This is a genomic window from Ehrlichia muris subsp. eauclairensis, assembly GCF_051097115.1.
Classification (GTDB): domain Bacteria; phylum Pseudomonadota; class Alphaproteobacteria; order Rickettsiales; family Anaplasmataceae; genus Ehrlichia; species Ehrlichia muris.
The window spans coordinates 479,548-494,095 of record NZ_CP118226.1; the positions used below are offsets into that span (position 1 = coordinate 479,548).

Here is a 14,548-nt window from a genome sequence, read left to right on the forward strand (position 1 = left end):
TATGAAAAAATTTATAATATTATTACTATTTTTTATTACAGGATGTGGAGTTGGGTGTATTGAAGGTAGTAAAGGTATTAGTGGTAATTCAGTTATTGTAGAAGTTACCCCAAAAGTGAATAAGGTACGGAATGTATTGCAACCTAATTGGATTGATACTGGATTGAGAATTAGTAAAGATCAGTCTCCAGTAAAGTTAACGATTACTGGAGTTCTAAATATGTGTCCTAAGGATTCTTTGAATCCAAAAGATATAATTGTTTCAGCAGCTACTTGTAATAAAGCTGTTTATGATGTTGATTATTATAATGAATCGATTTATGAAAATTTGGGAAATACCTGTAAAAGTGCTGGCTCTCAGAGTCAGTCGAAATCATATTTCTCAACTGCTGCACGCAGTATTAGTACCTTTTACATGAATAAAGGAGATATATTTAAAGTTAGTTTAATCCCTAGAAAACTGAAAGTGGAAGACTGTACTGTTGATGCATTGAAAGAATATGGTATCATATATTATTCTGATGATGAAATTTTTGAAGATAGCAACTGTAATACGGCTATGTCAGCTGAAAATATTTGTAAAAATGGTGCGTCTAAATTTTATATAAAGGTAGAAAAGGAATGTAAAGAATCTGGAGAAGCATTTGCTGGGATACCTCGTTTGCAAGGTACTGAAGTTTCAGCATTAGTAGATAATACAACTACTCCTTATGGAAATAAGATTTTTTATGATAAAAGTGTAGAAAAAGACTGGATTAAAGCTCCTTTTGTTTATGATGCTAGAATAATAAAAAATAAGAAGATTGATGTTGGTGTATTAAAGAAACATTGTGCTATTATTAAAAAACTAAACGAAAAGGGAATTATAAGTCATGTCGATACTGCAAGTACTTCTCAACTCGAGTATTATAAAAAACAACAAGAGCAGGGTAATATAGAAAAGGATGTTACATTAGATACAATTAAAGAAATTATAGATATTGTTAATAATTTTACAACATATGATATAAATTGTATTTGTGGTACTATATGTAATTCTAAATCACAGCTTATTGCTGATAAAAAGATTGCTACAATATCAAATTATGGTGCAGATGGGAATTGTGTTACTGAGAACAGTAAAGTTGATATGAACGTTACATTAGATGAGATAAGTAAAACAAGTTTAGAAGATATTGCTAAGAATAGTGATTCCGAACAAATAATACAAGGATTGAGTGCCTATTTTGATATAACACCAAAATCTGGAATGAAAAAATCTCTTAGCAAAAATTATTATTGTTTTCCAAAGAAAACTTATGGTCATTTTTGTTATGCTCAGGGTTCTCGAGATATTGAATCAAGTAGCCTGAAACCTGATTTTAATTATACATATGAACATGATGATCGTATGCAATTAAGATTTGTAATATTAGGTGCAGAATCAGCCTATGGCTTATATTCTGGTGGATATAATATTCATGTAGAACGCATATGTAATTTTATGTACGGGAAAAAATTATATATGTATATAGGAGATAATGCTCCAACTATGTTTCCTGGGGATAAAGGTACTGTTGAATTATTTGTACCTAATCCTAAAGATCAGACATCTGGAACAGGAGTTTATATGATTAATGGAAATGGTTCTGAAAAAAAATCAGGAAAGATTTATTTAGGTATAGATGTTAGAGGCTATGAAGATCAATTTGATTATAGCAGTTTGCCAGGAATGGAATCAGAAAATAAGTACTTTGCTGATTTTTTTGTAAAAGTATGGAATCCAAATTTCTCTAAAGCATTTGTTATGATTAGAGATACTCTTTTAAGAATTTTATATGGATTACCTAAGGATGTAAAGGTTGATAGTATCTCTCAAGCTATAGATGTAATACATACAAACAAATCAAAAGGTGCAGTACAGAGTATATATACTAATCAAACCAGTGCAGGATCATTATGGAGAGCATTACAAGCATTATGTACTTTGTATATAATTTTTACTGTATTAGGGTATATAATCGGTGTTATAAAATGTACTAAGTATGATTTAGTAGTACGTATTGCGAAGATTGCAGTTGTTGTTGGTTTGATAAGCCAGGGTAGTTGGGAATTTTTCAGTGATCATTTCTTTTCAATATTTGTTCAAGGAGTCAGTGACCTCATAGCTGCATTTAATGGTGAATTGGATGGAGATAATTCATTTGCGTTTTTAGATCCTACCATAGGAGTATTATTGACAGGGGAAGTATGGATTAGATTAGCCACATTAATAATTACAGGTCCTATAGGGTGGCTGATGTTTATTATAATTTTATGGGCTTTTATTGTATTTTTTATATGCATTATTGAGGCAGTTATAGCATATTTATTTACTATTGTTGGTATCGCTTTTTTAGCAACATTAGCACCTATCTTTATAACTTTTGTTTTCTTTCAGCTTACAAAGACACTTTTTGATTCATGGATCAAGATGTTAGTTAATTTTTCGTTACAGCCTATAATTTTATTTGCTGCACTTGCATTTTTAAATCAAGTTATGTTGACTGTGTTGTATAGTGTTACAGGATTTACTGTTTGTAGTCAATGCTACTTAGGTTTTAATATTCCTATTGGTGCTGTTGAAAAAGGTGCTCCACCTGATATTTGTCTAATATATGTATTAGCACCTATTGGATATTCACCTGCATTATCTATTACTGAATCAATAAGGGAAGCATATGTTCAGGGAGGTCGTGGATTATTTGGATTACCATTTAGTGTTGCATCAGTTTTGATGTTGCTTATTGTTGCAAATGCTATGAGAGGTTTTAAAAATATGTCTGAAACGATTGCTCATTCTATATCTGGGAGTGTTGCAGGTCTTGGTGCAAGTATACATGCTGCTACTCAATCTTTAGCTTCTATAGTAGGACTTGATCAGGAAACTCAAAGTATAATTAAAGATGCGATACGGAATCGTAGATCTACTGGTAAATCAGATATTAATATTGTTAGCAGAAGTAATATTAATCCTGAGAATAAGGGTGAATCTATAGAAAAGAGTGGTGATCATGGTTCTGATTCAACTCCAAGAAATCATAATTATGATGTGCAGACTGATAATGGTACTTCAAGCAAACCTACTGATATTTCTCAACAGCCTCAGTCAGGTGATAGTGGGAAGGAAGATAGGAGAATAGGTGGACATGATGATGGACGGTTAAATAGTTATATATCGTCTCCCAGTGATGATGTAGTACTTGATGTATGTCCAAGTTATGATAAAGTGCAAGGTGTTAATAATAATTTGGATGCTAATTCACCTATTTCTAGAAGTGAAAGTACTACTGTTGATGATACTAATGTTTCAGGTATAACTGCGCATGATCTTAGTAACGATAGTGGTAGCGAAAGAAGAGAATTAGTTGATGATAGCATTGATAATATTTCAGGTATGACTGCGCATGATCTTAGTAACGATAGTGGTAGTGAAAGAAGAGAATTAGTTGATGATAGCACTGATAATATTTCAGATATAACTGCGCATGATCTTAGTAACGATAGTGGTAGCGAAAGAAGAGAATTAGTTGATGATAGCACTGATAATATTTCAGGTATGACTGCGCATGATCTTAGTAACGATAGTGGTAGTGAAAGAAGAGAATTAGTTGATGATAGCACTGATAATATTTCAGATATAACTGCGCATGATCTTAGTAACGATAGTGATAGCGAAAGAAGAGAATTAGTTGATGATAGCACTGATAATATTTCAGGTATGACTGCGCATGATCTTAGTAACGATAGTGGTAGTGAAAGAAGAGAATTAGTTGATGATAGCACTGATAATATTTCAGATATAACTGCGCATGATCCTATTAACGATAGTGGAGATATCAATGAAAGAGGGGAATTACATAATGCTGTTAATGATGATATTTTGAATGTAATTCCAGATATTGATGAATCTAAGAATGCGGCTGATGTTTCTACTAGTGATAGTATAGGATATGATATTGATGATCAGAATTTAGGTAATGTAGATAGTTTTACTGATGATAATGAAAGTACAACTGAAAATAATGATTCTGACACACAAGTAGAAGCAGAAAAAGCTTCTGTTATTGTTGAATCTTATGATGATGCTGATGTTAATGGTAGGAAAGGCAGAAGAAAAGATATTAACTTTTTAGATGGTCCTCAACGAAAAAGACTTTATATGGATGAACATTCTAGTGTGGCAGAAAAAATTGCAGGGCATGAATCAGCAATTAAAGTTGAAGAAGAGTCGTATGAAAGAGGGATTGTTAGAAGGCTTGATGAGAAAAATCAGCAAGAATAAGACTTTGGAAGGTAAGTGGTACGATAAAGAGTAAATATGTGTGATTTTATTAAAAAGAATTTTATAAAATTATTATTATTTTTAGTAATAACTGCATGTGAATCTAATCAGCATCCAGTACCTAGATGTATACCAGCTGATATGTTATCTGAAATGAAAACAGCGTCTGTTTCAGCATATTTTGCTCCACAATCGGAAGATTTTGTTTCTGATGATCAATTATTAGGAGATTCTATAAAAAATGATCAAGTAGTACGATGGAAATATACTGGATATGTGACAGATGGTCGTCCAATTATATTAAAAGCTGAAGGAATGTGGACTGCATGGGTAGATCAAAGTAATGCTAATAATGTAAGTAGTATAGGTTTGGGTGAAGAGGAATTGGATCGTTATAATGATATATTATCTGTTGAAAGAATTTGTGGCCCTTATAATAAGATAGAGAAAACCTTTGTTCCTAGTGGTCAGGCTTCATGTAAAGTATCATGTGAGTTAATTTCTGGGGTTAAAGATGATTTAGAAAGAGGTGCATACGGACCTCCTTGTTGGTTTAAGAATGGGTACGGTGCATATTTATTGTTTAAGAGACCAAATGATCCTGAACCAAATCAAACGTTAAATCATATGAGGTATCCAGTTTCTCCTGTGATGCACATAGGATACAAGCCCTTAGAATTGGCTGGTAATGATGTTTATTCTACTAAGAGTAAACCGATTATGGATTCTCTTTGTCAAAAAATAACATTGGAGCCAGGATGGAAGATATATGTAAAGATATTAGATAAGTGTTATTATGATAATGTTGGGGGATATGCAATAACATTTATTGAAGGTGTAAAAACAGAAAAGCAATTTTCTGTTTTTGAATGGGTTCGCAAACAGGTAAGAGGTGAATTAGATAAAGCAGGTGAAAAGATTTTTAAGCATATAGTTGGAAATCCAGTATTTAAGAATTTTGTTTTTAGTTTATTGACTTTATTTTTATTATTTGGGGCCTTGGCTTATATCTTTGGTATAGTGCAGAGTCCATTTGGTGATATTATTGTTAGAGTATTAAAAGTATCATTAATAATATTATTGATTTCTCCAAGTAGTTGGGAATTCTTTTATAATCATTTACTTAGTCTATTTATTCATGGCATAGATCAAATTATTGCAATAATTAATAGTCATGCAAGTTCTTATAATCCTAAGGAACCTTTGGCTTTTCTGGATGACATGATAGTAAATAAAATATTTTCTCCAGTTATTTGGAAAATAAAGATTAGAGCATTAATCATTGCTGATTTTTCTTCAATATTTGCTGTATGTGTAATTATTATTGCCATATTCCTTTACATTGCTTTATGTATTTATGGGTTTGTTATATATCTAACAGCATTTGTTGGTATTACATTTTTAGTTGGATTGTTTCCATTGTTATTGTTAGGTATTCTTTTTTCTCAGTTCAAACACTTGTTTGATGGGTGGTTAACACAATGTATAAGCTTTGCAATGCAGGCAATATTGATATTCACTCTGATTTCCTTGTTTGGTGCGCTTATTATGAATTATTATTATCGCATTTTTGGGTTTACAACGTGTTATAATGAGTGGTTAAAGGTAAGAGTGTGTTTGCTTGGTAATCTTGGATGTATATTGGATAAAGGTGTTTTTGGATGGACTCCAGGGCAAGTTTATGACCCAAAAATTATTGGCTTTCCGCTAAGTACTGACCTTTTTATGGATAGAAAGCCTTTTGGTAATGCAAGATATCAGTTTACTGGTGGAGGTGCATATATTGATGTTCCTCCTGATCGTAAATATAAGGATTTTAGATATCTAGATTATCCTTTCCTTGATCCAGATACTAAGACTGATGGAAATCCATTTGGTGTTAACGTGTCTCAAAGTAGCCCATTTAGACAATTATCTTATTATATTAATGCATTGCTTGCTTCTCAAAAAAGATATGTAGCTGCTAGATTGATAAAAGATATAGAGGATGAGTTAGATGTTTTAGAGAAAAAGCAAGTTATAAATGCAGCTAGTAAAAATAAGGTTTTACAAATTATACAAGAGAGAAGAAAGAAAGATAAGCTTGAGCAAAAAAGTGAGTTGGATAAGTATAAAGATGAGGATTTTAAATTTCAAATAATTAATAATATTATTAGCGATATTATGGCAGGTGCTATTCAAGATCCTACTCCTCAAGAAGAGTTAAATAAGCAGTACGATTATAATTTAATTTTGAGAATTAGAGCTGGATATTTGATATTATGGACAGAAGTTGGTTCTTTATTCTTAGCTGCATTATTAATATGGCAAATGCGTGCCTTTATTCAAAGTGTAGCAGTATCTTTGGCTGGTGGTAGTATGATGTCCCAAACTCTTGCTGGTATGTATGAAGGTGGGTTCATAAGGATTTTTTCTGGAATTCCAGTCGTAGGTGTTGTGTTTGAAAAAATTGATCAAGGTATAGATAGCTTTAAATTTGTAACAGGTAATTATGTTACTAGAGTTGCTCGTATGCCTTTGAATGCGTTACGGAGTGTTCCTTATTTAGGTAAAGCTGTTAAATTTACTGCTGGTGCTACTAATGTATTGACCTCTTCATATAATGAGCATGATAGGAATTTTAGTAATAACTTTAGGAAATTAAATTATGCTCGAGCTTTTATAGGTGCTCATTTAGGATTTTCTCCATTGGATGCAATGAAATACTTAGGTGGTCATATTGTTGGAAAGGCATTAGATTATAGAGAAGGTAGCTTAATTCATAATGCAATTGAGGATCGTAAAGCTGCTTTAGATAGCTTAAAAGCACACATGTTAGGACCTGAGAAATATAAACCAAGTCCTTATATTCCTAATAAGAAAGAAGAAGATGATGATAAAAATCCTTTTGCTAAGGAAAGATCACATAAGGCGGGTAGTAGTGAGTTATTAGATGAAGATGGAAATGTATATGTAAATAAAGAAAATTTAAAAGATGCACTTGAGACAAGAGAGCAGCTTAAAACAATGCTTGATAATACTAAGGATGATACTGCATTACGGAATATTAAATATGATATTGATAGGCTTGATAATGCTTTACGTCAACATTTAGATGATAAATTTGATGATGTTATACAAAGTTATGCGAATTCTCGCGATCTTATACCTCATCCTCAAGATTTACTTCCTGAAAATTTATCTATGCTGCGTACTCCTTCAGAAGGTGAAACTTCAGGTGTTAGGGGTAATACAGCATTAAGTGATATGATGCAAATGTATAATGATACTTTAGATGTTGTATCTCCTGTGAGTGATACAAGATTAGAAATTTCAAAACAAGATTCAGAAGGTGATATTAAACATAGAGTTGAAGTATTCACAGGTTCTGCAGATGTATCAGAACATGGTGTATCGTCAAGTGAAAGTATGGAATTAAAGGATTTAGAAAAGGATTTAGGAACGGTGTCTGGTGAAACTTCAGGTGCTACGGGTAATACAAAATTAGGTGATATGATACAAATGTATAATGATACTAGAGTAGATGATACTTTAGATGTTGTATCTCCTGTGAGTAGTACAAGATCAGAAATTTTAAAACAAGATTCAGAAGGTGCTGTTAAAGATAGAGTTGAAGTATCTACAGATTTTACAGATACACCAAAAGATGTTGTATCTCCTATAAGTGATACAAAATCAGAAATTTTAGAACAGGATTCAGAAGGTGCTGTTAAAGATAGAGTTGAAGTATCTACAGGTTTTACAGATACACCAAAAGATGTTGTATCTCCTGTGAGTGATACAAGATTAGAAATTTCAAAACAAGATTCAGAAGGTGATATTAAACATAGAGTTGAAGTATTCACAGGTTCTGCAGATGTATCAGAACATGGTGTATCGTCAAGTGAAAGTATAGAATTAAAGGATTTAGGAAAGGATTTAGGAACGGTGTCTGGTGAAACTTCAGGTGCTACGGGTAATACAAAATTAGGTGATATGATACAAATGTATAATGATACTAGAGTAGATGATACTTTAGATGTTGTATCTCCTGTGAGTAGTACAAGATCAGAAATTTTAAAACAAGATTCAGAAGGTGCTGTTAAAGATAGAGTTGAAGTATCTACAGATTTTACAGATACACCAAAAGATGTTGTGTCTCCTATGAGTGATACAAGATCAGAAATTTTAAAACAAGATTCAGAAGGTGCTATTAAAGATAAAGTTGAAGCATCTACAGATTTAGATATATCACAATATAGTACATCGTTAGAGAAAGGTATAGAATCAAAAGATTTAGGGATGCCATCAGATGAAACTTCAAGGGTAAAAGATCCAGCAGAGTTAGATATAGCACAAGTTCATAGTGATATTGAAACAAGTGCTTCTTTAGATGTATCGCAATTACAAAGTTCTGTAGATGATAGTATTCAAACTCAAGATGATGTAGAACGTTCACAGGAAAGTGTGTTATCGCAAGAAAATGTGGAATTAAAGGATCATATTGGTGAAACTACAGGTTATGATGGTGAGAATTTGTCATCTGAAACTGCTTCAGAGGAAAATAATACAATGCTTATGCAAAATTTATATGATGAACAAATTGTAAGCTTAAGTCCGGAAGAGAAAAGTGATTTGTATTCAGAAACTGAAAAACATAATGAATCAGGTTTGTCGGTGTTAGCGGATAATGCCACTACTGAAGATGTTGAACAAGGATCAGCAGAAGATATTTCTACTAATAAGTTGAATTTAGACTATAATGTTTTAGATGTAGGTGACTTAGAAAAAGATTTGGATAGTACTGATATTAAATCTGATAAGACTCTACAACAATTTAGTGTGGAGAGTGAAAAAGAAGTGGATGATAACAGTATTGTTAAAAAAGGGGAAGATGATAAAGAAAGATTGCAACAATCAGATGCAGAGGTATCATCTACGTTATCTATTGAACCATATGATATTTATACCTCAGAGCGAGTTGATGATGGAAAAATGCATGATGGTATACCTTATGATAGTGGATTGGAAAATAAAGGTGATGTTGTAACACAAGAAAGCGATTTAGATCAAAGTAGTGCTGGTAGTACTGATGATGGAAGAGATGGGGCTGTTAGTCATGTTGAAGAAACAGTGCCTGAGAGTTCTGAAGAACTGGAAGAAGCAAATGAATCTGATGATCAAATTGATAATGAGACATATGGTGTAGATGATGAAGAGCTTAAAATTGAAGAAACTGATGATGTACCTGATCAATCTGATAGTGAACGAGATTATGAAAGTGGTGATGGTGAATTTAGCAATAATGATGATATATCCAATGTTGAAGGATTGATTAATGTAGTTACTACTAGTGAAGAGAATGTTATAACTGAAGATTTACAACAACATGTGCAACCTAATATACAATCTAATGCTATGTCATTAAAGAAAGATAAAGATGTCGTGGTAGATAAAAATATCTCAAGTGATGAGTTGGATATTAAAGATGTAGGTATTGTTAAAGAAAAGAAAAAAGAATCTGGCGAAAGTAAAACTGATAATTCTGGCAAAGCAAAATCAGCTAAAACAGCTGTTAATCGAAAATCTTTAAAGAAATCTTTGAAAGTGATATTAAATCAATGTACAAACGATTTATCAGAGAAATTCTGGTTATCTATTGATAAAATATTTGAAGATTCTAAAAGTGGTAAACAAAAACGTAAATTATCAAAACAAGATATTTTATTAATGATAAGGCAACTTGAAGCAGTTATAGCATCATTAAAAGATAGAAAAATACATCTTACTGATCCTGGTGAAATAAAAAAGATAGAAGCAAGTATTAAACAAGCAGAATCTACTATTAAGAACTTATTAAATCAGGGGTAATTTCGACCTTATGAGAGAGTTGGTATGGTGTTTTAGGTAATAATAGACTACTGAAAAAATTTTTATTTATTAATTATATTTATAAAATGCTATATGGCAATATGAAGTATTTTTATGTAAAGATTTATACTAATATTATTTAAAGTTAAACTTTTATTTCTATGAGTGCAATGTTATTACAATTATACTCTTTGTAATTATCTATAGAGCATGGTAAGTAATCTGAATCAAATCTTACAGGTACATCAAATTCATAATCTACGTATATTTTTATACCATTGTGAGGTGGAGTATCGAATTCTATTTGACCATTGGAAAAATTTACAGAGAATCCATCAGCTTTTACAATATTATTATAGTAAATTTTTACTGTATTAGTAACTGGTTTTGTAATCTTGCGTGTGTATGAGTATTGATCAATACTATATGTTTTGATTATTTGAAAAATTTGTTGCTGATTATTTCCTATGCCAAGTTGTTGCTTTTTTGCTTTATAATCTGACCAATCTTTAAAACGAAATCCAATAGCTTTGCCTTTGTGAATATAGAAAAAATTAATAAGTTTAAGTAATTGATCTTTTGATTTGATATTATGCATTACATTATATTTGTTGCGTGGGTGTGATATATTAATTTTGCGGTACTCACTCCCATTATTTGTTTCAATAATATTTGTTGAAAATTCTGGACCACCAGTTGATCCATAAGAAATATCTTCTGGAAATCTTATTTCGTGAAATGTCATTGTTATTACTAATTGTATGAAATGTACTTTGTAGTGTTGTCAGTGTGAAGTATTTTTATACTAATTTTAATGCTAGATAATTTAAATAGTTAAGCCATGTGTTTATTTGGATATTGGGTTTATGTGATCAAATAAATAATATAGTGCCTTATATGCCAGTTGAATCAAATCCTTAGTGCTGTCTTGTTATACCATTATTTAATATTCAACAAAGTTTTTTAGTATAAGTTGTAATATACTATTCTATTTCTTACGATAATATTTAGTGTCTGTAGTTCAATGTTGAGTATTGATTCAGATTTGCTTTTAACGTCATATTCTTCCGACACAATGCTGGATTACTATGATTCTCATATAATGGTTTATAATACAAAGTGTAGTATGCTTTATGAATCTTTCCCACAACAGTTAAAGTATAGAAAATTATATACACATATTGAAATTCATGTAATCAAATAATAATACAGTGCATAATACTTATGTACCGGTTGACCCAAATCCTTCAATTCCACGTTTTGTTATATCATTATCGAAATTTTTAATAAGGTTCCATGAAGCACGAGTTATTGGTGCTATTATCATTTGTGCTATTCTATCTCCATATTTTATTGTATATGCTTCACTTCCAAGGTTGATTAAAATAACTTTAATTTCTCCACGGTAATCAGCATCTATAGTTCCCGGAGTATTGAGTACGGTAATCCCAAATTTAAGCGCAAGTCCAGATCTTGGTCTAATTTGAGCCTCATATCCATTAGGGATAGAAATTGCAATACCAGTATTAATACAAGTTCTACAGCTTGGCTCTAATATAACATCTGATACAATTGCTGAATATAAATCCATACCAGAACTATTATCTGTTGAGTAAGATGGAAGAGGAAGATCATGGTTATTTAACTGAATAACTTTAATTGAAATATCTGTACTAATAGAATGTTCCATGAACTTTTTTTCCCCTGTAATTATAATTGTTTGTATTATTCAATAAATTTGTTACTAAGTCTATCGAATATATAACAAATAGAGTAATTTTTCTTATTTTATTTGAAATATATTCTAAATTAGATGATATATCTTTTTCAGGTAAAAAGTATGTTATTGTTTATATTCTCGTAATTGTTTTGGTATGTTAAAAGCAATATTTTCTTGTATTACCTCTAGATTTGATAACGTGATATTCATATGTTGTTTAAGTGAATCTATTACTTCTTTGACTAATATTTCTGGAGCTGATGCTCCTGCAGTTATTCCAATTTTTGTTACATCTTTTAAGAGATCTAAGTCAATTTCCCTATAAGAATCTATTAAGAAAGAAGGTGTTTTTAATTCAGCTAACTCTTTTAGACGATTTGAATTAGAACTGTTTTTGCTCCCTAATATGAATACAATATCTACTAACTCTGATAATTGTTTTACAGCAATTTGCCTATTTTGAGTAGCATAGCATATGTCTTTTAAATCTGGCCCTTTAATATAGGGAAATTTTTGTTTTAGTTTGTCAATTATTGCTCTTGTATCATCTACACTTAAGGTTGTTTGTGTTACGTATGCAAGCTTGGTTGAATTTATTACTTCTATGTTATCAATGTCAGATAAATTTTGTACTAGTAGTACGGGATTAGTAATTTGTCCTATAGTACCTTCAACTTCGCGATGTCCTTTATGACCTATTAAAATTACTTGATACCCTTTACTATCATAAGCCTGTACTTCTTTATGTACTTTACTTACTAGTGGACATGTTGCATCAATAATCTCTAAATTGCGTAATTGTCCAAGATGCTCTATTTCTTTTGAAATGCCATGGGCACTATATATTAATATTGAACCATCTTCAGCTTGGTCTAGTGTATCTATAAAAATTACACCCATTTCTTTTAAAGAATTAATTATGTATTTATTATGTACAATTTCGTGCAATACATAAATTTTTCTGTTTTTATTGTGGTATTTTACGGCTAACTCTACAATTTTTATTGCTCTCGAAACTCCTGCACAAAACCCTCTTGGATTAGCAAGAATAACTTCTACATTTTTTTTTAAATCCTGATTCATTTACATTCCTATGTGTTACTTGGCTAATTATATATTTAGAACAAAATATTGCAATACATGAAGCATAGTAAGTGTAGCAATGGATATAATTTAATTCTTGATGTTAGATATGTAAAATCAGAACTTTTTGGTAATTTAAATAAGATTATCGATGTTTTTAGTATAAGGAGATAAGTTAATAGTCAGATCTTACTTTAATTATAGCAAAATAATCCTGTTAAAATAATGTTATTAGGTGTCCTACTATATTTAAAATTTGAGATTAAAGTAATGTTTTGCTTGTTCATATGGCTAAGACATAGAACTTTGATAAAATTTAGTATATATATTATAGGTGTTTATCCAGCAGGAAATTTCCTGTGATTTAACACTATATTATCAAAATGTTTTAATTATTTTCTCTTATTAGATGAATAAAATGATTAAATATGTAGCTTCCATCATTAGGTCCAGGACTTCCTTCTGGATGATATTGTACTGAGATTATAGGATAATTATCTACTTGGATGCCTTCTACTGTATTATCAAATAATGATCTGTGGGTTACGTTAACATTTGTAGGCAAGGAATCTTCTTTAATGGTAAATCCATGATTCTGACTTGTAATTTCTATGTTATTATTTATTTTATTATAAACTGGGTGGTTACTTCCTCTGTGTCCGAATAACATTTTCGTAATTTTTGTTCCTAAAGCTAATGAAATCAGTTGATGTCCTAAACATATACCTAGTATTGGTATTTTATATTCAATGATAGTTTTTATTTGTTTTATAGTGCTTTCAGGAATTGCAGATGGGTCCCCTGGACCATTTGATAAGACTATACCTTGTGGTTTTATGGATAGTATCTTTTCAGGTAAATTATCTTCATTTCCTGAAATTAAGTGAATTTTACATCCTAGTTTAGATAAGGCATCTAATATACTTAATTTTACCCCAAAATTAATTACTACTATATTATAAAGTGGTGTTGTATTATCTGTTGTTTTATAATTATTTACAAATCGTATAGATGCGCAGTGATTTGTGTAATTATATTGAGAAGCTTTGTTTTGTAATTCTGCTAAGTTTATTGAGTTGATATCATCAAAGTGATATATTATTCCATTTTGTGAGCCATGTTTACGCAAATGACATGTTAATGCTCTAGTATCAATTTCGGATATTCCAGTTAAGTTGTTTTCTATCATCCAAGGTTCTAAATTTGCATAAGATCTTGAATGAGAGCCTTCTGATATTGTTTTAACTACAATTCCATGGGTTAGTATCTTATAGTCTTCAAAATCTTTGTAATTTATTCCAACATTGCCAATGTGAGGAAAAGTGAATGTAATTATTTGACCTGCAAATGATGGATCAGTTATAGTGTGCTGGTATCCTGTTATTGAGGTAGTAAAGCATACTTCTCCAATAGCGGGTATTTTTTTCCCTATTGATTTTCCAAAAAAATGTTTTCCATCTGATAATACAAGAACAGAATTGTAATAACTTTTTAATTGAGACATTGTTTACATAATAAAGCTAACAAATCTGGAAAATTATATAGCAAATTCTTTGAAAGTTAACTATATAATTTACTTTTGTGAGATTTGT

General features: G+C 30.8%; 6 protein-coding genes. 2 read left to right on the forward strand and 4 right to left on the reverse strand.

The features are described from left to right. Window position 1: 1 nt before the first annotated feature. Window positions 2-4,303, forward strand: coding sequence for a type IV secretion system protein (locus PVA18_RS02005; RefSeq protein WP_045804708.1), 4,302 nt, complete (start codon window positions 2-4; stop codon window positions 4,301-4,303). A 36-nt stretch (window positions 4,304-4,339) separates the two neighbouring features. Then, a complete protein-coding gene (locus PVA18_RS02010; protein WP_045804707.1) occupies window positions 4,340-10,153 on the forward strand; it encodes a type IV secretion system protein in 5,814 nt (1,937 codons plus the stop codon). A gap of 145 nt (window positions 10,154-10,298) precedes the next feature. On the opposite strand, the gene PVA18_RS02015 is transcribed toward PVA18_RS02010, so the two are convergent. The 4 genes from PVA18_RS02015 to carA form a co-directional block, all read right to left on the reverse strand. Continuing rightward, window positions 10,299-10,898: a DUF2460 domain-containing protein gene (locus tag PVA18_RS02015; protein WP_045804706.1), complete on the reverse strand. Its 600-nt coding sequence runs from the start codon at window positions 10,896-10,898 to the stop codon at window positions 10,299-10,301. A 477-nt stretch (window positions 10,899-11,375) separates the two neighbouring features. Beyond that, window positions 11,376-11,843, reverse strand: coding sequence for a dUTP diphosphatase (gene dut / locus PVA18_RS02020; protein WP_045804705.1), 468 nt, complete (start codon window positions 11,841-11,843; stop codon window positions 11,376-11,378). 153 nt (window positions 11,844-11,996) lie between these two features. After that, window positions 11,997-12,956 carry a 4-hydroxy-3-methylbut-2-enyl diphosphate reductase gene (gene ispH, locus PVA18_RS02025; protein ID WP_045804704.1) on the reverse strand — a complete coding sequence of 320 codons (960 nt, stop codon included), beginning with the start codon at window positions 12,954-12,956 and terminating at the stop codon, window positions 11,997-11,999. A gap of 388 nt (window positions 12,957-13,344) precedes the next feature. Next, the gene (carA, locus tag PVA18_RS02030; protein WP_045804703.1) at window positions 13,345-14,460 is read right to left on the reverse strand and encodes a glutamine-hydrolyzing carbamoyl-phosphate synthase small subunit; all 1,116 of its coding nucleotides are present in this window, start codon (window positions 14,458-14,460) and stop codon (window positions 13,345-13,347) included. Window positions 14,461-14,548 lie beyond the last annotated feature (88 nt).

Excerpts from the sequence above, each read along its gene's own strand:
- PVA18_RS02005 (WP_045804708.1), top strand. The coding sequence starts at position 2 with ATGAAAAAATTTATAATATTATTACTATTTTTTATTACAGGATGTGGA.
- PVA18_RS02010 (WP_045804707.1), top strand. The coding sequence starts at position 4,340 with ATGTGTGATTTTATTAAAAAGAATTTTATAAAATTATTATTATTTTTA.
- PVA18_RS02015 (WP_045804706.1), bottom strand. The coding sequence starts at position 10,898 with ATGACATTTCACGAAATAAGATTTCCAGAAGATATTTCTTATGGATCA.
- dut (WP_045804705.1), bottom strand. The coding sequence starts at position 11,843 with ATGGAACATTCTATTAGTACAGATATTTCAATTAAAGTTATTCAGTTA.
- ispH (WP_045804704.1), bottom strand. The coding sequence starts at position 12,956 with ATGAATCAGGATTTAAAAAAAAATGTAGAAGTTATTCTTGCTAATCCA.
- carA (WP_045804703.1), bottom strand. The coding sequence starts at position 14,460 with ATGTCTCAATTAAAAAGTTATTACAATTCTGTTCTTGTATTATCAGAT.